The 18,858-nt window shown below is 61.8% G+C and carries 20 protein-coding genes; 7 read left to right on the top strand and 13 right to left on the bottom strand.

What is annotated here, in order from left to right; genetic code table 11:
* Positions 1-7: 7 nt before the first annotated feature.
* Together rpmA and rplU are read right to left on the bottom strand one after the other, a co-directional pair.
* The gene (gene rpmA, locus KI797_RS16560; RefSeq protein ID WP_005911261.1) at positions 8-265 is read right to left on the bottom strand and encodes a 50S ribosomal protein L27; all 258 of its coding nucleotides are present in this window, start codon (positions 263-265) and stop codon (positions 8-10) included.
* Between the two features lie 17 nt (positions 266-282).
* Entirely contained in the window at positions 283-594 is a 312-nt protein-coding gene (gene rplU / locus KI797_RS16565) for a 50S ribosomal protein L21 (protein WP_005304210.1), read from the bottom strand.
* Between the two features lie 242 nt (positions 595-836).
* Between rplU and ispB the strand changes: the two genes are divergently transcribed.
* Positions 837-1,808 carry an octaprenyl diphosphate synthase gene (gene ispB / locus KI797_RS16570; RefSeq protein WP_226170180.1) on the top strand — a complete coding sequence of 324 codons (972 nt, stop codon included), beginning with the start codon at positions 837-839 and terminating at the stop codon, positions 1,806-1,808.
* A gap of 92 nt (positions 1,809-1,900) precedes the next feature.
* Here ispB and KI797_RS16575 read toward each other — a convergent pair whose 3' ends face one another.
* From KI797_RS16575 to KI797_RS16620, 10 genes are all read right to left on the bottom strand, one after another.
* Positions 1,901-2,089, bottom strand: a complete 189-nt coding sequence (locus tag KI797_RS16575; RefSeq protein ID WP_005327246.1) for a DUF2065 domain-containing protein — start codon at positions 2,087-2,089, stop codon at positions 1,901-1,903.
* 85 nt (positions 2,090-2,174) lie between these two features.
* On the bottom strand, positions 2,175-3,059 hold the full coding sequence (gene hflC / locus KI797_RS16580) for a protease modulator HflC (RefSeq protein WP_041206348.1): 885 nt from the start codon (positions 3,057-3,059) through the stop codon (positions 2,175-2,177).
* 3 nt (positions 3,060-3,062) lie between these two features.
* Entirely contained in the window at positions 3,063-4,211 is a 1,149-nt protein-coding gene (gene hflK / locus KI797_RS16585) for an FtsH protease activity modulator HflK (protein WP_041206349.1), read from the bottom strand.
* An 82-nt stretch (positions 4,212-4,293) separates the two neighbouring features.
* A complete protein-coding gene (gene hflX / locus KI797_RS16590) occupies positions 4,294-5,580 on the bottom strand; it encodes a ribosome rescue GTPase HflX (RefSeq protein WP_182786271.1) in 1,287 nt (428 codons plus the stop codon).
* Positions 5,581-5,643: 63 nt separating this feature from the next.
* A complete protein-coding gene (gene hfq, locus KI797_RS16595; protein ID WP_011704864.1) occupies positions 5,644-5,907 on the bottom strand; it encodes an RNA chaperone Hfq in 264 nt (87 codons plus the stop codon).
* Between the two features lie 72 nt (positions 5,908-5,979).
* Positions 5,980-6,912: a tRNA (adenosine(37)-N6)-dimethylallyltransferase MiaA gene (miaA, locus tag KI797_RS16600; protein ID WP_226170182.1), complete on the bottom strand. Its 933-nt coding sequence runs from the start codon at positions 6,910-6,912 to the stop codon at positions 5,980-5,982.
* 81 nt (positions 6,913-6,993) lie between these two features.
* Positions 6,994-8,865 carry a DNA mismatch repair endonuclease MutL gene (gene mutL, locus KI797_RS16605; protein ID WP_226170184.1) on the bottom strand — a complete coding sequence of 624 codons (1,872 nt, stop codon included), beginning with the start codon at positions 8,863-8,865 and terminating at the stop codon, positions 6,994-6,996.
* Positions 8,866-9,045: 180 nt separating this feature from the next.
* Positions 9,046-10,572: an N-acetylmuramoyl-L-alanine amidase gene (locus KI797_RS16610; RefSeq protein ID WP_226170188.1), complete on the bottom strand. Its 1,527-nt coding sequence runs from the start codon at positions 10,570-10,572 to the stop codon at positions 9,046-9,048.
* Positions 10,563-11,036, bottom strand: coding sequence for a tRNA (adenosine(37)-N6)-threonylcarbamoyltransferase complex ATPase subunit type 1 TsaE (gene tsaE, locus KI797_RS16615; RefSeq protein ID WP_041206351.1), 474 nt, complete (start codon positions 11,034-11,036; stop codon positions 10,563-10,565). Before tsaE ends, KI797_RS16610 begins: the two co-directional genes overlap by 10 nt.
* A gap of 17 nt (positions 11,037-11,053) precedes the next feature.
* Positions 11,054-12,556: an NAD(P)H-hydrate dehydratase gene (locus KI797_RS16620; protein ID WP_226170191.1), complete on the bottom strand. Its 1,503-nt coding sequence runs from the start codon at positions 12,554-12,556 to the stop codon at positions 11,054-11,056.
* 132 nt (positions 12,557-12,688) lie between these two features.
* Here KI797_RS16620 and queG point away from each other — a divergent pair, with 132 nt between their 5' ends.
* Both queG and ppgK read left to right on the top strand, forming a co-directional pair.
* Positions 12,689-13,843, top strand: a complete 1,155-nt coding sequence (gene queG / locus KI797_RS16625) for a tRNA epoxyqueuosine(34) reductase QueG (protein WP_226170193.1) — start codon at positions 12,689-12,691, stop codon at positions 13,841-13,843.
* Positions 13,844-13,926: 83 nt separating this feature from the next.
* Positions 13,927-14,670 (top strand): polyphosphate--glucose phosphotransferase, encoded by a 744-nt coding sequence (gene ppgK, locus KI797_RS16630; protein ID WP_226170195.1) that lies wholly within the window; start codon positions 13,927-13,929, stop codon positions 14,668-14,670.
* 52 nt (positions 14,671-14,722) lie between these two features.
* Here the strand turns inward: ppgK and KI797_RS16635 are convergent, their stop codons facing one another.
* Complete coding sequence (locus tag KI797_RS16635; protein WP_005327308.1) at positions 14,723-15,178, bottom strand: hypothetical protein; 456 nt, start codon at positions 15,176-15,178, stop codon at positions 14,723-14,725.
* A gap of 482 nt (positions 15,179-15,660) precedes the next feature.
* On the opposite strand from KI797_RS16635, the gene metN reads away from it, so the two are divergent.
* The 4 genes from metN (at position 15,661) to rfaH (ending at position 18,842) form a co-directional block, all read left to right on the top strand.
* Positions 15,661-16,704, top strand: a complete 1,044-nt coding sequence (gene metN, locus KI797_RS16640; protein ID WP_171272534.1) for a methionine ABC transporter ATP-binding protein MetN — start codon at positions 15,661-15,663, stop codon at positions 16,702-16,704.
* Positions 16,705-16,762: 58 nt separating this feature from the next.
* Positions 16,763-17,416 (top strand): methionine ABC transporter permease, encoded by a 654-nt coding sequence (locus tag KI797_RS16645; protein ID WP_226170197.1) that lies wholly within the window; start codon positions 16,763-16,765, stop codon positions 17,414-17,416.
* A gap of 26 nt (positions 17,417-17,442) precedes the next feature.
* Positions 17,443-18,243, top strand: coding sequence for a methionine ABC transporter substrate-binding lipoprotein MetQ (gene metQ, locus KI797_RS16650; RefSeq protein WP_005327312.1), 801 nt, complete (start codon positions 17,443-17,445; stop codon positions 18,241-18,243).
* 98 nt (positions 18,244-18,341) lie between these two features.
* Positions 18,342-18,842 (top strand): transcription/translation regulatory transformer protein RfaH, encoded by a 501-nt coding sequence (gene rfaH, locus KI797_RS16655; protein WP_182786284.1) that lies wholly within the window; start codon positions 18,342-18,344, stop codon positions 18,840-18,842.
* The last annotated feature ends 16 nt before the right edge of the window (positions 18,843-18,858 follow it).

The raw sequence follows: 18,858 nt of genomic DNA on the forward strand, positions 1-18,858 counted from the left end.
TCCGTAATTACTCAGCAACGATGCTGACGTACTTACGATTCTGCGGACCTTTAACTTCGAACAACACTTTACCGGTCGCAGTAGCGAACAGAGTGTGGTCGGTACCCAGGCCAACGTTGGTGCCAGGGTGGAACTTGGTGCCACGCTGACGAACGATGATGCTGCCTGCCAGAACTGTTTCGCCGCCGAAACGCTTAACGCCAAGGCGTTTAGCTTCAGAATCGCGACCGTTGCGGGATGAACCGCCAGCTTTTTTATGTGCCATTTATCGGACTCCTCTAATTAAGCGCTGATGCCAGTGATTTTGACTTCAGTGAACCACTGACGGTGGCCCGCTTGCTTACGATGGTGCTTACGACGACGGAACTTGACGATAGTCACTTTCTCGCCACGGCCGTGAGCCACAACTTCAGCTACAACCTTGCCACCTTCAACGAAAGGAGCACCTACTTTAAAAGTGTCGCCTGCAGCAACCATCAGAACTTCGTTGAAGTCGATGGTAGCGCCAGTCTCAACGTTCAGCTTTTCCAGACGAACGATTTGACCTTCGGCCACACGGTGTTGTTTTCCGCCGCTTTGGAATACCGCGTACATTTGATTAACTCCGTAAAGGCGTGTCTTTTGCTCAAGGCCAGACACGCGCAAAAACCTATAACAATGGGCCGGCATTCTACGCAGAACGATTTGCCTAGGCAAGGCCAATTTAGCAAAAAGTTTATTTTGTGCGCATATCTGCCGCCGTGAATAAACGCTTAACTGTAACCCATTGTGAAATCGTGTAGAATCCCCGCCATTGCTAAAAACGCAGTAATTGCTGCCGTCACGTTACGAGACTTATGGACCAACAGACTATCCGTGCGCTCTGTGCCGCCGACATGACGGCGGTCAATGAACTGATCCTGGCGAGACTTCAGTCCGATGTCAGCCTGATCAACCAGCTGGGTTTCTATATTGTCAGTGCAGGCGGGAAACGGATGCGCCCCATGCTGACAGTGATGGCCGCCCGCGCATTGGGATACGAAGGTCAGGATCATCTCAAGCTCGCCGCCATCATAGAATTCATTCATACCTCTACCCTGCTGCACGACGACGTGGTCGACGAATCCGACCTGCGCCGCGGCCGGGAGACCGCCAATGCGCTGTTCGGTAACGCCGCCAGCGTCCTCGTCGGTGACTACCTCTACAGTCGCTCCTTCCAGATGATGAGCGAACTCTCCAACCTGCGGGTGATGGAGATCCTGTCGGATGCCACCAACACCATCGCCGAGGGGGAGGTGCTGCAGTTGATGAACTGCAACGATCCGGACACCACGGAAGAGAGCTACATGACGGTCATCTACTGCAAGACCGCCAAGCTGTTTGAAGCCGCCACCCGCCTCGCCGCCGTGCTGACCCATCAGACCGAGCCCGTCGAGCAGGCCATGACCGACTACGGCAAGTACCTGGGTACCGCATTCCAGATCATCGACGACGTCATGGACTACTGCTCCCAGAGCGACGAGATGGGCAAGAACGTCGGCGACGATCTGGCCGAAGGCAAGCCTACCCTGCCGCTGCTGCGCGCCATGGCCGTGGGCACCCCGGAGGAGCGTCAACTCATCCGTGACGCCATCGAGCACCGTAACGGCATGGAGCATCTCGAGCGCATCCTGGCCATTCTGGACCGCACCGGTGCCCTCGAGTATGCCCGTCAACGCGCACGGGAAGAGGCCGACAAGGCCATCGCCGCCCTCGCCATCCTGCCGGACTCCCAGCACAGGCAGGCGCTGGAGACCCTGGCCCAGATGGCGGTACAGCGCAGCGCCTGAGCCAGCGTGTCAGCATCCAAGAAAAAAGAGGCCTGTGGCCTCTTTTTTATGGTCTGCGCTTTGCTCTGAGGCATCAGTGCTGTCTTGACCGCTCAATGGGATAGTGCCCAGAGGATCACAGCCCCCGCCACCACCAGGCAGCCGCCGATGCGCCGCAGCTGCTCCGGCGGCTGATCGCTCATCAGTCTCAGCATCCGCTGCCAGACCCTCGGCGCCAGCAAGGGGCCCAGCCCCTCGAACAGCAGCAACAGCCCCACTCCTATCAAGATGGCTGTCAGCATGACTCCTCCTGCCCTCTGGGCCCTTGTCTCATCAAGCAAAAGGGCCTGAATCATCAGGCCCTTTGGGTTATGGCGCTATGCCTGCTTACTGCTTGTCACCATGAGGTGACTTGAGGTAGCGGAAGAACTCGCTGTCAGGCTTCAAGACCATGAGGTCGTTGCCACCGGCGAAGCTCTTGCGATAGGCCTCCATGCTGCGCACGAAGCTGAAGAACTCGGGATCCTTCTTGTAGCTGTCGGCATAGATCTTGGCGGCTTCGGCATCCCCTTCCCCACGCAGCTGACGCGCATTACTCTCGGCGTCGGCGATCATGACGGTGACCTTGCGGTCGATGTCGGCACGCAGGATCTCGGCCTGCTCGCGGCCCTGGGAGCGGTGTTCACGGGCGACGGCAGTCCGCTCGGCACGCATCCGCTGATAGATGGAGCTGGAGACTTCCACCGGCAGGTTGATCTGCTTGATCCGCACATCCACCACCTTGATGCCGAGCTCGGAGGAGCGCGCCATCTTCATCAGGGCATCTTCCATCACGGTACTACGCTCACCGGAGACGATGTCCTTGATGGTGCGGTTACCGATCTCGGAACGCAGACCGTTGTTGATCTTGCGCTTGAGCAGGTCTTCGGCCTGGATCTTGTTGCCACCACCGGTCGCCAGGTAGTACTTGGAGAAGTCCTCGATCTTCCACTTCACGTAGGAGTCGATGATGAGGTCTTTCTTCTCGGAGGTGACGAAGCGATCCGCCTGACCTTCCAGGGTCTGGATGCGGGCATCCATCTTGCGAACCTGATCGATGAGCGGCACCTTGAAGTGCAGGCCCGGCTCATAGAGCCGCGGCTCGCCGGAGTCAACCCGCTTCACCTTGCCAAACTGCACCACGATTCCCTTCTGCCCTTCATCGATGATGAAGACGGAAGAGAAGCAGACCATGGCGGCCACAGCGATGACACCAATAGCTAGCTTTTTCATCTATCAGTTTCTCCCTGTGCTGAAACGGTCACCGCCACGCAGCGGGGTCGGTGTGGAATTCGCCCCTTCGTTGGACGGCTGGGCCGGCTCCACCGCAGGTGTGCCCGCCGGACGCGCCGGTTGCGCGGCATTGGCCTTGCCGGACAGCTTGTCGAGCGGCAGATAGATCATGCTGTTGTTGCCAGCAGGCATGTCCACCAGCACCTTGTTGGCTTGCTGATAGAGCTCTTCCATGGTTTCCAGGTAGATACGCTCGCGAGTCAACTCGGGGGCGGACTGATACTGGGGCAACAGCTCGTTGAAGCGGGCGACTTCACCCTTGGCCTTCAGCACGATCTGGGACTTGTAGCCTTCGGCTTCCTGTTCCAGACGCTTGACCTGACCACGGGCCTTGGGCTCGACTTCACGGGCATAGGCTTCCGCTTCACGGATGAAGCGTTGCTCATCTTCCTGGGCGGAGATGGCGTCATCGAAAGCGTCTTTTACCTCTTCCGGCGGACGCGCCGGCAGGAAGTTGACGTCGACGATCTGCAAGCCCATCTGATAGGGCTCGATGATGCCATCGATCACCTGCCAGGTCTCCTGACGGACTTTTTCCCGACCCGTGGTCAGGACATCATCCATCTTGGTGTGACCCACCACGTAGCGCAGGGCGCTGTCGGTGGCCTGGCTCAGACTCTCGTCGGCGTTGGTGACGCTGAACAGATACTGCTCGGGATCGACCACGCGGTACTGCACGTCCATCTCGACCCGCACCACGTTCTCGTCCTGGGTCAGCATGAAACCGGAGGCAGGCAGGGAGCGCACCGATTCCACATCCACCGGGATCACCCGATCGATGAAGGTCGGCTTCCAGCGCAGGCCCGGATCCACGTTGTGGGAGTACTCCCCAAAACGCAGTACCACGCCCCGCTCGGCTTCACGGATGGTGTAGAAGCCGCTGACGACCCACACCACCACGGCCACCACCAAAGCGATGGAGAGGCCAAACTTGCCTACGTCACCGCCCGATTTGCCACCACCGAACAGGCCACCGAAACGACGGCTCACCTTGCGCAGCATCTCATCCAGATCAGGGGGTCCCTGATTCTTGCCGTTGTTCCCCCAAGGGTCACGGTCTTTGCCGTTGTTACCAGGCTCATTCCAAGCCATCAGCGTCTCCATTAATACATGCGGATGGATATCATCTCTACCGAGCCATCAACCGTTGACGAAGCTTGTCTTCATCGCCGGATCAATGCCTGATAAAGCGTTGTAAACTCTCACCTTCTTGTTTCATGAGGCGGTTCCAGTCGGCAAGCTGCAAGCGTACCTCCAGGACAAAATCCCCCTCCTCGCTGAAACCTTCCTGCTCGATGCCTTTCAGCCGATAGAGCGCACTGCGCAGTCTTGCTGCCGAGGGCGGCAACTGCAGGGTGTGATGGACCATGGACCCGGCCAGCAGTTCGGTCAGGGCCAGGAACAGGTATTCACTGCCTTCACCCGTCTGGGCCGACAGCCAGACCCGTTGCGGGCGCCCTTCGTCATCCCGCTCCAGACCGGCCGGACGATCGGTCAGCTTGTCGATCTTGTTGCAGATCATCAGCTGGGGACGGTCGTCCGCTTCGATCTCGGCCAGCACTGTCTGCACCGAATCGACATTCTCCTGCATCTGCTCATCGGCACAGTCCACGACGTGCAGCAGCAAGTCCGCTTCGCGGGTCTCCTGCAGCGTCGCCTTGAAGGCCGCGACCAGATCATGGGGCAAGTGCCGAATAAATCCAACTGTATCCGCCAGGATCACATCACCCACATCCTGGATCACCAATTTACGCAGGGTGGGATCCAGGGTTGCGAACAGTTGGTCGGCAGCATACACGCTGGCATCTGTAAGTTGGTTGAACAAAGTGGACTTTCCGGCGTTGGTGTAGCCCACCAGCGATACGGTCGGCACCTCGTTGCGGTTGCGGGCGCGACGCCCCTGCTCCCGCTGCTTCGCCACCTTGTCGAGCCTGCGTAAAATCGCCTTGATGCGCTCTCGCAGCAGGCGTCGGTCGGTTTCAAGCTGGGTTTCACCCGGGCCGCGCAGACCGATCCCGCCCTTCTGACGCTCAAGGTGGGTCCAGCCTCGCACTAGGCGAGTGGAAAGATGGCGTAACTGGGCCAGTTCGACCTGCAATTTGCCTTCGTGGGTACGGGCGCGCTGAGCGAAGATATCGAGGATGAGGCCTGTCCTGTCCACCACACGGCATTGGAACAGACGCTCCAGGTTGCGTTCCTGGGCAGGGGTCAGGGCATGGTTGAAGATGACCACGTCCGCACCCAGCATCTGGACCTGGGACGCGATCTCTTCCGCCTTGCCGCTACCGACAAAAAATTTGGCACTGGGCGCGCTGCGGCTGGTGGTGATCACCCCCAGCGCATTGACCCCGGCCGAGCTCACCAACATCTTGAGCTCGTCCAGATCCTCGCGCTCACCCTCATCGCTGAAGTTGACATGTACCAGAACGGCCTGTTCACCAGCTTCGTAACGGTCAAACAAGCGCTTGCTCCTTGACAGGTATCATGATGATTCTGAGTTGGCGAGTGGGCTCGCCGCGGGATATCACGCCTCGGCTTCACCCTGCTCTTCACCGGCGGCGCCAGGGGCGTGCTGGTGATGGTTGACGGCACGGGCCGGCACCACGGTGGAAATGGCGTGCTTGTAGACCATCTGGCTCACGGTGTTCTTCAGCAAAATGACAAACTGGTCAAACGATTCGATCTGACCCTGCAGTTTGATGCCGTTCACCAAATAGATAGAAACAGGAATCCGCTCACGGCGCAGCGCATTCAAAAACGGGTCTTGGAGAGATTGCCCCTTAGCCATCTTTCTTTTCCTTATAGTTTGTTGTTTTTAAACACCGGATATCAATATAACAACCTGATTATACAGGGAGTGTCAAGCCACACCAGCTCGGGCGACCACCCTGGCCACATTGCCAGACTCACCAGATTCCAACCAGGTCAGGTCGGTCCAGCCACGCAACCAGGTCATCTGGCGCTTGGCCAGCTGACGGGTGGCCACGATGCCACGATAACGCATCTCATCATATCCCACTTCCCCTGCCAGGTAGTCCCACATTTGGCGGTAGCCAACGCAGCGGATAGCTGGCAGATCCGGGTGAAGATCACCCCGTTCGTAGAGCGCTCTGACCTCCTGTTCGAACTCCCCTTGCAGCATCTTGTCGAAACGCAGCTCGATGCGTTGATGCAGCACGGCGCGATCGCTCGGCGCGATGGCAAACTGGTGCACCCGGTAGGGCAAGCCTTCCCCCTGCACCTGGGTCAGTTCGGTCAGTGTCTTGCCGCTGATGCGATAGACCTCGAGCGCCCGGCTGAGCCGCTGCGGGTCGTTGGGGTGGATCCGCGCGCCAGCCACAGGATCGATGCGCACCAGCTCGTCGTGCAGCGCCTGCCAGCCGAGGCGGGCGGCCTCTGCCTCAATCTCGGCGCGAATGGCCGGATCGGCGGAGGGCAACGGAGAGAGCCCCTCCAGAAGCGCCTTGAAGTAGAGCATGGTGCCCCCCACCAGCAGCGGGATGCGGCCGCGGTCGGCGATCTCTTTCATCTCCCGCAGGGCATCGCGGCAGAAATCCGCCGCCGAATAGCTCATGGCCGGATCCAGGATGTCGATCAGGCGATGAGGCGCCTGGGTCAGCTCGGCGGCAGTCGGCTTGGCGGTGCCTATGTCCATGCCGCGATAGATGAGCGCGGAGTCCACGCTGATGATGTCGCAGGGCAGGGCCTGGCACAGTTCAATGGCGAGATCCGTCTTGCCGGAGGCCGTCGGCCCCATCAGAAAAATTGCAGTCGGCAAGTCAGCCACTTTCATGTTCCTCTGGCACGGTCGCCTCGTCGGGAGGCGTACCATGCAAATAGCTATCAATGAATGGAAGAGGTCAGCCCCGGCGACTCAATCGCCTTGTGCAAACCCTTCCAGCACGGCCGCCAACGACAGAGGGCGCGCCATGCGAATGTCTGCCAGTTGGTCACTGAAATCGGTCACAAGTTCCGTCAGCAGCCGGCTGGCAGTTGAAAAATCATATATTTTCTCGGTGCTTATCCCCTGCTCCACCAGCCACTGGCATAGTACTTCAGCCTGCTGGCCAGCATCACTGTCAGATCCGCTCTCGATCAATTGCAGCAATTCGGGTAAGAGACGCACCAGATCGGTCTGGCGCAACAAGGCAGGCACCCGAGTCAGGATCATGGTGTCGCGTCCCCCGCTTTTCAACTCCAGCCCCATGCGTTTGAGCAAACGTTCCTGCTCGGTCACCAGCGCAATCAGGTTCTTTGGCAGCTTGAAGGAGACCGGCAGCAGCAGGGGTTGCGCCGCCAGCCCCTGGCCCCAGGTCTCCAGCAACCAGTGGCGCAGCAACACCCGCTCGGCCCGCACCAGGGAGAGCAACGCCAGTTGCCCCTCTCGCTCGATCAGCAGATAGGCCTGTTCCACCAGGGTCAGGGCGCGAGTCCCTTGCGGCGGCGAACCGGCCGGGGTGACGGGGGCAGCCTGAGATACCTCCCCCGCTACCGGCAGGGTAGTGAGCAGGGCGCCCATGCCGCGCATCGCCTCCCGGCTGGGAGGCTCGGGGGGCTGATAGTTGCCCGTGCGGCCTGCACCTTCGCGCACGGCGCCACCATCCCGCGTCTGGACAGGGGCTCTGTAGCTGTGCTCGGCACCATACCACTCGGGGCGCGGCGCCTGGCCTGGATACTCTATCTGCGGGCTGGTCGGCAGCTCGACCAGGGTCTCGGCCAGGGGCTCGTCCTGCTCGCTGGCTCCCGCCCCTTCCCGGCGCAGGGCGGTAAAGAGCGCCTGGAAGATGAAGTCGTGGATGAGCCGCGCCTGATGGAAACGCACCTCGTGCTTGGCGGGATGGACGTTCACATCCACCTGACGGGGATCCAGCTCGATGTAGAGCACATAGGCGGCGAAGCTGCCGGCGGGCAGCAGCTCGTCATAAGCCTGACGGATGGCGTGGTTGATGAGCTTGTCGCGCATCATGCGGCCGTTTACATAGGTATATTGCAGATCGTTCTGCGGCCTGGCACCCGCAGGCAGCGCCAGCCAGCCCCACAGACGCACGTCGCTGTGCTCGCTCTCCACCGCCAGCGCGTGGTGCATGAAGGGAGTGCCGCAAACGGCGGCGAGGCGGCGCTCCTGTTCAGGCACCGTATTGGCAGCCTTGTACTGGCGCACCACCTTGCCGTTGTGGCGCAGGATCAAGGTGATGTCGAAGCGGGAGAGCGCGATGCGGCGTACCAGCTCGTCGATGTGGGCAAATTCGGTCTTCTCGCTGCGCATGAACTTGCGCCGCGCCGGGGTGTTGAAGAAGAGGTCAACCACCTCTACCGTGGTCCCCACCGGGTGGGCCGCCGGCTTGACGGTGACGCTCATCTCGCGCCCTTCGGCCTGCGCCTGCCAGGCTTCGGACTGCTCCGCGGTGCGGGAGGTGAAGGTGAGACGGGAGACGGAGCTGATGGAGGCGAGCGCCTCGCCGCGAAAACCGAGGCTGTTGATCCCTTCCAGGTCATCCAGGGTCGCCACCTTGGAGGTCGCGTGTCGTGACAGCGCCAGCACCAGCTCCTCCTTGGCGACGCCGCTGCCGTTGTCACGAATACGGATAAGCTTGGCGCCCCCCTTGTCGATGTCGATCTCGACCCGGTCGGCCCCCGCATCCAGGCTGTTTTCCACCAGCTCCTTCACCACAGAGGAGGGCCGCTCCACCACCTCGCCGGCAGCAATCTGGTTGGCCAGGATAGGGGGCAATATACGGATCGGCATGGCTTACTCCTGATGGTTTCGCTTGCGGGGTCAAGACACTTTCAACACGTGGACGGGCCGCGCCACCGCACCTTCGCCAGCAGCCATCCGGTTGGCCGACGTGGCGAACAATGCAGGGCACGGCCTGGCTTGAGCGCCAATCCGGGCGCCCCTCGGCCCTGCCTCGCCAGCTCCCGCGCGTTAGTTTTGGGGAATGTAGAGCACCTGCCCTATCTGGATATCCCGTGACTTGAGCTTGTTGATCTCCACCAGCCGCGCCTGGCTCACCCCGTGCTTCTCGGCGAGGCGGGAGAGGCTCTGGCCGCGGGTGACCACGTGGCGGATCATCTGGGACTTGTCGTCGCGCTGGCTGCTTGCGACCGGCACGCTCGGCTCCTTGGCCGCCACCTTGTAGGGTTTTATCACCCCGGCACCGGAGGCGCTGCCGACCGGGGCTCCGCCATCACTGCTGCGGCTCGGTACTGTCGCCGGCATGCGGTTGGTCACCTGCTGCCGGGGCGCGGGGGCAACCGCCGCCTTTTTCGCCGCAGGCTGACTGACGCTGGCCACTTGCTGCCCCTTGCCGGTCATCATGGGGCCCTTGGTCGGGTGGCTGCGGTAATAGTTGCGGATCCCCTCGAAGATGGCCCGGGCCAGCTGATCCTGATAGCTGGCGGTGGCCAGCAGCTTCTCTTCCGCATGGTTCGAGATAAAGCCCGTCTCCACCAGTACCGAGGGGATGTCCGGCGCCTTGAGCACCGCCAGACTGGCGTGTTCCGGCGCCTTCTTGTGCAGCCGGGCCACCCGTCCCATGGAGCGCAGGATCTGGCGACTGACGTCGTATCCCTCAGCGCGAGACTTGTCCATGGAGAGATCGAGGAAGGTCTGCGCCAGATAGGGGTTGGGATCGGACTCGGCCAATACCTTGCCCACCCCGCCCAGCAGTTCCCCCTGCTTCTCCTGCTTCTCCAGCCAGCTGCCCATCTCGCGGTTGGCGCGATTGGTCGACAGCACCCAGACCGAGGCGCCGCGCGGGGTCGAGTTGTGGAAGCTGTCCGCATGCACGGACACCAGCAGATCAGCCTTGGCCTTGCGGGCGATTTCCGAGCGCTTGTTGAGGTCGACGAAATAGTCACCACGACGGGTCATCACGGCACGCATGCCCGGCTCGCGGTCGATCAGTGCCGCCAACTTCTGGGACACCGCCAGGGTCACCCGTTTCTCGTAGGTGCGGCGCGGGCCGATGGAGCCGGGATCTTCCCCGCCATGGCCCGGATCGATGGCGATGACGATGGCCTTGCCCTGGCCGCCGACGGGAGCGGGCTGCGCCGTGGCGCCGCCCTTCTCTTCATAGGGCAGATCGATCACCAAACGATGACCGTAGGGGCCCGCCGGTGCCAGCGGGAACACCACCGGCTTGATGCTGGAGCTGAGATCCAGCACCAGACGCATGCTGCCTTTTTCAAGGGGCGTGCTCTCGCGGATCTTGCGCACCAGCTCGCTCTTGTTCTCGATGCGAGCCAGGTTGGCGGCGTTGCTCGCCCCCTTGAGATCGATCACCAGACGACTCGGGCCGCTCAGGGTGAAGTAGTTGAAATTGGGGGCGCTGCTCATGTCGAGCACCACCCGGGTGTTATCCGGCGACGGCCAGACCCGCACACTCTTGAGCTGATTTGCCCAGGAGGGTAAGGCCATCAGGGAGAGGGCAATAACAAGGATCAAGCGCACTGAGATGACAACCGTTCCAGAATGGCTTCGCCAATAGCAGTGCGGGCCGCAATCAGGGCCTCGCGCTGCTCGTTTACATACGTCAGGGTAATCTCGAGATCGGGGGACGGCAGCCAGCCTTCCCCTTTTTCAGGCCACTCTACAAGGCAGAGGGTATCGGCGCCGAAATAGTCCCGAATCCCCATGAATTCCAGCTCTTCCGGATCCGCCAGTCGATAGAGATCGAAGTGATAGACCTGCCAGTCGGCCAATTCATAGGGCTCCACCAGGGTATAGGTCGGACTCTTAACCTTGCCTTGATGGCCAAGCCCTTGCACCCAGCCGCGGGTCAGGGTGGTCTTGCCGGCCCCGAGGGCGCCGTGCAGAAATACGGTAGTGGCCTGTTGGCATGCCTGCGCCAGGCGGCCGCCCAGAGCCACAGTTGCTGCCTCGTCCGGCAGTGTCATCATCAACGTTTTTGCCATGTTCTTCTTGTTACTTGTTACGGTGTCGGATTGACCAGACGGCGGATCCAGGGCAGCAGATCCGATGCCAGCATGCCCCTCTCCCCCTCGGCCGCGGCCAGGTCGGCGGCCTCTGCGTGAATCACGGCCCCCAGTCGCGCGGCCATGCCGGCAGACCAGCCCTGAGCCAGGAGGGCGGCGATTATACCAGATAACAGATCCCCCATGCCGCCACTGGCCATGCCGGGATTGCCTTCATCGCAGAGGCTGATGCGCTGGCCATCGCAGATGAGCGAGCCCGCCCCCTTGAGCAGCACCACGCCGCCGTATCGCTGCTGCAGCCGCGATACGGCGGCGAAGCGATCCGCCTCGACCTCGGCGACACCGCAATCCAGCAGGCGGGCCGCCTCTCCGGGGTGGGGCGTGAGCACCCAATTATCCTGATGACGGGGTGCCTGCGCCAGCCAATTCAATCCATCGGCGTCCAATACCAGTGGCCCGCTGGCATTGAGGTGGTGTTCGAACTGGGCCCTTCCCCACTCATCCTGCCCGAGCCCCGGTCCCAGCACGCGCACCGAGGCCCACCCCTCGTCCATCCCAACCGGACATCCCATCAGCTCAGGTTGCACCAGGCTGGCGGGGGGAGAGTCAGGGTGCTGGCACAGTCGCACCAGACCCGCCCCCGCCCGCAGGCAGGCCTGCCCCGCCAGCAGGATGGCTCCCTGCATCCCCAGGTTGCCCCCCACCAGCAGCACCTTGCCGTGCTTGCCCTTGTGGGCCGAGCGGGGACGGGGAGAGAGCAGATTCTTTAGGCGGGGATAATCCAGGCGCTCGGCGGCGGGCACCAGGCCGGCCTCGGGCACCACCCCGAGGGGATCCCAGTCGAGCTGGCCGACGCCGTCCACCCCGTCGGCGGTGAGCATGCCCTGCTTGATGCCGATGAAGCTGAGGGTGCGGGTGGCGTGCACCAGGGCCCCCATGGCGCGGCCGGTGTCGGCATTGAGCCCGGAGGGGAGGTCCACCGCCAGGACGGGGGCATTCAAGCCATTGATTGTTGCGACGATCTTTGTCATTGGCGAGGAGAGAGGGAGCTGGACACCGGTGCCGAGCAATGCATCTATCACCAGATCCGGCGAAGGGAGCGACGCCCCCTCGAGCGCATCGGCCATCATTACCTCTCCCCCCACCGCCAGCCACTCGTCGGCGGCCCGCCTGGCGTCTCCTCTGAGCAGGCCCGGGGCCCTAGCGGCGATCACCAGAGGCTCGAGGCCGAGTCGACGGGCGAGGCGGGCCAGCACATAGCCATCCCCCCCGTTGTTGCCCGGGCCGACGAAGATCCACCAGTGGTGACTCTGGGGCCAGTGATGGCGAGCATAACTGCACAGGGCGGCACCGGCCCGCTCCATCAAGGCGTAGAGAGCTTGCCCCTCACGCTCGGCCCAGCGCTGCTCCAGCTTGCGGATCTGTTCGGCCCGCCACAGCGGCTGTGCTAGACTGATGCCTTGTTTTTTGCCGATAGCGTCCTCGATACCCTCTACCATGACGGCTCCCCACCTTCATCATCCACTGACCTGGCTTCTGGCCTGGCATATGGCGTGCCATGACGGCGCACGGCCCTCGTCACCCTCTGTGCTGCGGGCGCCATGCCGCAGCCAGCTGGCAGGTGAGGCATCATGACGGCCACCGAACTTGCACAACTGGCCCACGATATCAAGCTCTGGGCACGGGAGCTAGGATTTGACCAGGTCGGCATCACGGACACGGATCTCGCCCTCGAGGAACCCAGATTGCAGGCCTGGCTGGATGCGGGTCATCACGGCACCATGGACTACATGGCGCGCCACGGCATGATGCGGGCTCGGCCCCACGAGCTGCTGCCGGGCACCCTGCGGGTGCTGTCGGTGCGGATGAACTATCTCCCCTTCGAGGCGGGCTTTGCCGCCACCCTGCGCGATCCTACCCTGGGCTACATCAGCCGCTATGCCCTCGGGCGCGACTACCACAAGGTGCTGCGCAACCGGCTCAAACAGCTGGGAGAGCGCATCGAGCAGCGCTGCCAGACACTGTTGCCATCCACGCAGGCAACCCCGGGGGAGTGGCGCCCCTTCGTCGATTCGGCCCCCATACTGGAGCGCCCGTTGGCGGCCAAGGCGGGGCTCGGCTGGGTGGGCAAGCACTCGCTGCTGCTCAACGAGACTGCCGGCTCCTTCTTCTTTCTCGGGGAGCTGCTGGTCGGCCTGCCGCTGCCCGTCGATGCCCCGGTGGAGAAAGAGCAGTGCGGCAAGTGCGTGGCCTGCATCAACATCTGTCCGACCGGCGCCATCGTCGCGCCCTACGTGGTGGACGGGCGGCGCTGCATCTCCTACCTCACCATAGAGAACGACGGCCCCATCCCGGAAGAGTTCAGGCCGCTGATGGGCAACCGCATTTACGGCTGTGACGACTGCCAGCTCATCTGCCCCTGGAACCGCTATGCGGATGCGAGCCCAGAGCCCGACTTCAGCCCGCGCCCCAATCTGCATCGCCCGCCGCTGTTGACCTTGTGGGGCTGGAGCGAGAGCGACTTTCTCAAGCACACCGAAGGCAGCCCCATTCGCCGTATCGGCTATCGGCGCTGGCGCCGTAACCTGGCGGTAGCGCTCGGCAACGGCCCGGCCAGCAGCGATGCCATGGCCGCGCTGCAACAGGCGCTCGCCAGTGCCGAGCCCATGGTGGCCGAACACATCGAGTGGGCGCTGGCGACCCTGGCCGTGCGCCAGGAGAAAGAGAACAAGAAGACCCGTTTGCTGATCCGCTGCATCGAAAAAGGCCTGCCGGATCACGCATAAGTGATCTGGTCCTTGCCGGATGACAGCACTTTTTTCATGCTCTGCCGACCATTGGCCATCGGCACAATAAAAGGAAGATTCGGATGCAGATGTTGGGAGTAGATATTGGCGGCTCCGGGATCAAGGGCTGCCTGGTGGACACCGAGACTGGCGAACTGATTGGCGAGCGTCACCGCATCGCCACGCCGCAACCGGCCACCCCGGCCGCCGTGGCGCACACCCTCAAGGCGCTGGTCGAGCATTTCCAGTGGAAGGGCCCGGTGGGGTGCGGCTTCCCCGCCACCATCCACAACGGCATAGCCAAGAATGCCTCCAACATCGACAAGAGCTGGATCGAGACCGACGCAGCCCACCTGTTCGCCGACGTGACCGGCCTGCCCTGCCACGTGCTCAACGACGCCGATGCCGCCGGGTTGGCCGAGATGCGCTTCGGTACCGGCCGGGATCGCAAGGGGGTGATCATCCTCATCACGGTGGGGACCGGCATCGGTACCGCCGTGTTCGTCAACGGCCAGCTGCTGCCGAACACCGAGCTGGGTCATCTCATCCTGGAAGGGATGGTGGCGGAGCACTACTGCTCGGACGCGGTGCGCAAACGCGAGGATCTCTCCTGGAACCGCTGGGGCAAGCGCTTCAACAAATACCTGGCCCGTCTCGAGTTCCTCTTCTCCCCCGACCTCTTCATCCTGGGAGGCGGCAGCGCTGCCAAGCTCGACAAATTTATCGACCGGATAGAAACCCGGGCCCCCCTGATGACGGCGGCCAACCTCAACCAGGCCGGCATCATAGGGGCCGCCCTCTACGGCGCGGCCCGGCAAGAGGACTGACCCTCCCCGACAACGCCGCAAGAGGCCCGGACCGGGCCTCTGCCATGGCGCGCTAGATGTCGTCGAGCCGATGGGCTCCGTGCACCAGCCGGGTCAGCCGGGATTGCGCCATGGATGCCAGCGACGTCAGCAACGCGGCCGTGTCCGGCGTGGGGCACTCGCGAGCCAGGCGCCCCAGCTCGCCAACGAGTTTTTCCTCCTGCCGCGACACCATGGCCACTATCTCCTCGGGTTGAGTACCGGCCGCCAATGCCAGACGCTGGCAATCGGCCAGCAGATCCTCACCGAAGCCCTGATCCAGCCAGGTCTCCTTGACCGCACTCCCCATCTGCTCCCGATAGTCGTGCAGGTGGGCCGCCGCCGCGTCCTCCCGTCCTTGCAAATAGGCCAGCAGCATCCGGCTGCGCTCCCCATCCACCTGGGGGATCAGGCGCCCGTAACTGCGCCCCTGCTGCTGATGCAGTTGTTCGAGGTAAAGCATCAGGTCCTTGATCTGTTGAAATCGCATCTCTGCTTCCTCCTGCCGTCCACCTCCTGCCAGTATAAAAAAACGCCGCTCCCTCCCCGGATAAAAGCGGTCGTTTTTTGTTCTACATCAAAGGGATGGGAAAGAAAAAGGAGAAAACGAAGAGCAACAGGCAAAGATATTCCTCCCTGTCATGCTGGCAACTGACTGCCAGCGCCCAGGGGTAGACCGTGACAAAACGGGGGAATCATCGATTCAAGAGTGATTATCCAGGTTATATTCGGAAGGATGATTTCAAATCAGAATCTAATATTGAAGCTGTCGGTTTACCCCTCTTCCCTTAGTCAGCGAGCGGGAATCCTTATCCATTTTTTAGACGTCTAGACGTAGAAACATGCGTTGACACAGCCATCCGGACATCTTAGCATCATCCTCCATGATGGCAGAGCAACCCAGTGAAACCTCTGCCCAATTCACCCGCCTGTAGCGCCCTGTGCTTTAAGGCTGTTAGCACGGAAGAATCCATGATTAAGTTGATCGGTCTCAACAAAGTCTACGGTAAAGGCAGTGACGCCGTGCACGCCCTGCGTGACGTGAGCCTGCATGTGCCACAAGGCAAGATTTTCGGGGTGATCGGCGCCTCCGGTGCCGGCAAGAGCACCCTTATTCGTTGCGTCAACCTGCTGGAGCGTCCCACTCAGGGCCAGGTCATCGTCGATGGTCAGGATCTCGTGGCCCTGAGCGAGCGGGACCTGACCCAGGCTCGTCGCCAGATCGGCATGATCTTCCAGCATTTCAACCTGCTGGCCTCCCGCACCGTGTTTGCCAACATCGCCTTCCCGCTGGAGCTGGCGGGCTGGAGCAAGTCGCAGATCCAGACCCGGGTCGACGAACTACTGGCCCTGGTCGGGCTGGAAGCCCGTGCCCACGCCTATCCGTCCGAGCTCTCCGGCGGCCAGAAGCAGCGCGTCGCCATCGCCCGCGCCCTGGCGCCGGCCCCCAAGGTACTGCTGTGCGACGAGGCCACCTCGGCCCTCGACCCCCAGACCACCCGATCCATCCTGAGCCTGCTCAAGGAGATCAACGTCAAGCTGGGGCTCACCATCTTGCTCATCACCCACGAGATGGATGTGGTGAAGGGGATCTGTGACGAAGTGGCCATCATCAGCGACGGTCGCCTGATCGAGCAGGGCGAGGTGGCCTGGTTCTTCAGCAACGCCAAGACCCAGCTGGCCCGTGACTTCATCCACTCCACCATCCATCTGGAGGTGCCCCAGGAGTACCAGGACAGGATGAGCAGCGAGCGGGTGGCCAACAGCTATCCCCTGGTGAAGCTCGGCTTCACCGGCGCCACCGTCGATTCGCCGCTCATCTCCGAGGTGAGCCGCCGTTTCAACATCGACATCAGCATACTGAGCGCAGACATCGAATACGCCGGTGGCGTCAAGTTCGGCTTCCTGCTGGCGGAGCTGTTCGGGGATGAGGCCCAGTGCGAGGCCACCCAGCAGTTCTTCATCGACAACCACATTCAGCTGGAGGTAATGGGCTATGTACGAAGCAATGACTAATCTGCTGCGCCCAATCCTCGGCGACTCAGCCATCCTATCCAGCTGGAGGTAATGACTCATGTCCGAAGCCATGATTAATCTGCTCATCACAGCCCTCGGCGACACCCTGATCATGGTGTTTGCCTCCGCCCTGTTCGGCTGCCTGCTCGGCCTGCCGCTCGGCGTGGCACTGCACGTGACCAAGGCGGGCCAGATCCTGACCAACCCGCTGCTGAACAAGATCCTCGGCATCGTCGTCAACGTCGGCCGCTCCGTGCCCTTCATCATCTTGCTGGTGGCCATCATTCCGCTGACCCGGCTGATCGTCGGCACCAGCATCGGCACCATAGCCGCCATCGTGCCGCTGACCGTGGGCTGCATCCCCTTCATCGCTCGTCTGGTGGAAGGTGCCCTGATGGAAGTGCCGGACGGCCTGCTCGAAGCCGCCAAGGCCATGGGTGCCAAACCCTTGCAAATCATTGCCAAGGTGCTGCTACCTGAGGCCCTGCCCGGGATCCTCAACAGCGTCATCATCACCCTCGTCACGCTCGTTAACTACTCCGCCATGGCCGGTGCCATCGGGGGTGGCGGCCTGGGCGATGTGGGTATTCGCTACGGCTACCAGCGCTTCGACCCTACCGTCATGCTGGTCACCGTGGTCATTCTGGTGGTACTGGTTCAACTCATCCAGAGCGCGGGTGAGCGCCTGGTCAAACAATGTGATCATCGTTAATCGTCGATTTCTGACAGGAGGTTTTTATGAAATTGGGCATTAAATCCGCTGCGGCTGCGCTGCTGGCAACTCTGGTACTGGTCGGCTGCGGCCAGAAGGAAGAGAGCAAGACCCTGAAAGTCGGCGCCATCGCCGGCCCCGAGACCGAACTGGTCGAGACCGCGGCCAAGGTGGCCAAGGAGAAATACGGCCTGACCGTGGAGATCGTCACCTTCTCCGACTACGTCACCCCCAACGTGGCCCTGAACGACGGCAGCGTCGACGTCAACGCCTTCCAGCACAAGCCCTACCTGGATGCCCAGATCCGTGATCGCGGCTTCAAGCTGGTGCCGGTTGGCAACACCTTCGTCTATCCAATCGCCGGTTACTCCAAGAAGATCAAAGCCCTGTCCGAGCTGAAAGACGGCGCCCAGATCGCGGTGCCGAACGATCCGACCAACCTGGGTCGCTCCCTGATCCTGCTGGAGAAGCAGGGCCTGCTGAAGCTGAAGGAAGGCGCCGGTCTGGAAGCGACCGTGCTGGATATCGCCAGCAACCCGCGCAACTTCAAGATCGTCGAGCTGGAAGCCGCTCAGCTGCCCCGCTCCCTTGAAGATGTTGATCTCTCCATCATCAACAACACCTTCGCCGGTCAGATTGGCCTGACCCCGACCGAGAACGGCCTGTTTGTCGAAGACAAGGAGTCCCCCTACGTCAACCTGATCGTTGCCCGCGAGAACAACAAGGACGACGAGAAGGTCAAGGAGTTCGTTCAGGCCTTCCAGACCGACGAGGTCTACAAGAAGGGGACCGAGCTGTTCAAGGGTGGTCTGGTGAAAGGTTGGTAATCACTCACTCTGTAAAAAAGGCCACGTCAAGCGTGGCCTTTTTTTTTGCCCCCGTTATCATAGCCAGAAGCACGGCAACACGAAAAAACAGAACAACAATGAAGAAATGGTATCTGGCCTACTGCAAGCCCAAGGAAGAGGCTCGCGCTCGCGCCCATCTGGCAGCCCAAGGCGTCGAATCCTATTACCCCATGGTGGAAGTCGAGAAGCTGAGACGGGGCAGACGGGTTCCGCTACGTGAACCCATGTTCCCCAACTACCTGTTCATCTACGTGGATCTGGAAGAGGTCACTCCGGTCACCCTGAAGTCCACCCGCGGCATCAGCCGCATCATTCACTTCGGCAAGGAGTGGACCCCCGTCAGCAGCCAGCTGATCTACCGGCTGATGAGCCGGGACGACAGCGACGAGGCGCGCGCCAGCTATGCCTGCCTGCCGACGCAAGGGGACAAGGTATTGATCGAATCTGGTCCCCTGGCCGGGTTCGAGGCCATCTACCTGGAGCCGGATGGGGAGAAGCGGGCGATCCTGCTGGTCAGCCTGCTCAACCAGGAGACCAGCAGCAGCTTCGACAACCAGGCCTTCCGGCGCCTGGACTGACCCGGATTCCGGCATC

It is taken from the genome of Aeromonas media, from assembly GCF_020423125.1.
GTDB classification, from domain to species: domain Bacteria; phylum Pseudomonadota; class Gammaproteobacteria; order Enterobacterales; family Aeromonadaceae; genus Aeromonas; species Aeromonas media.

Coding starts and splice junctions, on each gene's coding strand:
- miaA (WP_226170182.1), bottom strand. CDS start 6,912: ATGAAAGTGGCTGACTTGCCGACTGCAATTTTTCTGATGGGGCCGACG.
- hfq (WP_011704864.1), bottom strand. CDS start 5,907: ATGGCTAAGGGGCAATCTCTCCAAGACCCGTTTTTGAATGCGCTGCGC.
- KI797_RS16575 (WP_005327246.1), bottom strand. CDS start 2,089: ATGCTGACAGCCATCTTGATAGGAGTGGGGCTGTTGCTGCTGTTCGAG.
- rplU (WP_005304210.1), bottom strand. CDS start 594: ATGTACGCGGTATTCCAAAGCGGCGGAAAACAACACCGTGTGGCCGAA.
- tsaE (WP_041206351.1), bottom strand. CDS start 11,036: ATGGCAAAAACGTTGATGATGACACTGCCGGACGAGGCAGCAACTGTG.
- KI797_RS16645 (WP_226170197.1), top strand. CDS start 16,763: ATGTCCGAAGCCATGATTAATCTGCTCATCACAGCCCTCGGCGACACC.
- KI797_RS16620 (WP_226170191.1), bottom strand. CDS start 12,556: ATGGTAGAGGGTATCGAGGACGCTATCGGCAAAAAACAAGGCATCAGT.
- ppgK (WP_226170195.1), top strand. CDS start 13,927: ATGCAGATGTTGGGAGTAGATATTGGCGGCTCCGGGATCAAGGGCTGC.
- rpmA (WP_005911261.1), bottom strand. CDS start 265: ATGGCACATAAAAAAGCTGGCGGTTCATCCCGCAACGGTCGCGATTCT.
- metQ (WP_005327312.1), top strand. CDS start 17,443: ATGAAATTGGGCATTAAATCCGCTGCGGCTGCGCTGCTGGCAACTCTG.
- KI797_RS16635 (WP_005327308.1), bottom strand. CDS start 15,178: ATGCGATTTCAACAGATCAAGGACCTGATGCTTTACCTCGAACAACTG.
- rfaH (WP_182786284.1), top strand. CDS start 18,342: ATGAAGAAATGGTATCTGGCCTACTGCAAGCCCAAGGAAGAGGCTCGC.
- ispB (WP_226170180.1), top strand. CDS start 837: ATGGACCAACAGACTATCCGTGCGCTCTGTGCCGCCGACATGACGGCG.
- queG (WP_226170193.1), top strand. CDS start 12,689: ATGACGGCCACCGAACTTGCACAACTGGCCCACGATATCAAGCTCTGG.
- metN (WP_171272534.1), top strand. CDS start 15,661: ATGATTAAGTTGATCGGTCTCAACAAAGTCTACGGTAAAGGCAGTGAC.
- mutL (WP_226170184.1), bottom strand. CDS start 8,865: ATGCCGATCCGTATATTGCCCCCTATCCTGGCCAACCAGATTGCTGCC.
- hflK (WP_041206349.1), bottom strand. CDS start 4,211: ATGGCTTGGAATGAGCCTGGTAACAACGGCAAAGACCGTGACCCTTGG.
- hflC (WP_041206348.1), bottom strand. CDS start 3,059: ATGAAAAAGCTAGCTATTGGTGTCATCGCTGTGGCCGCCATGGTCTGC.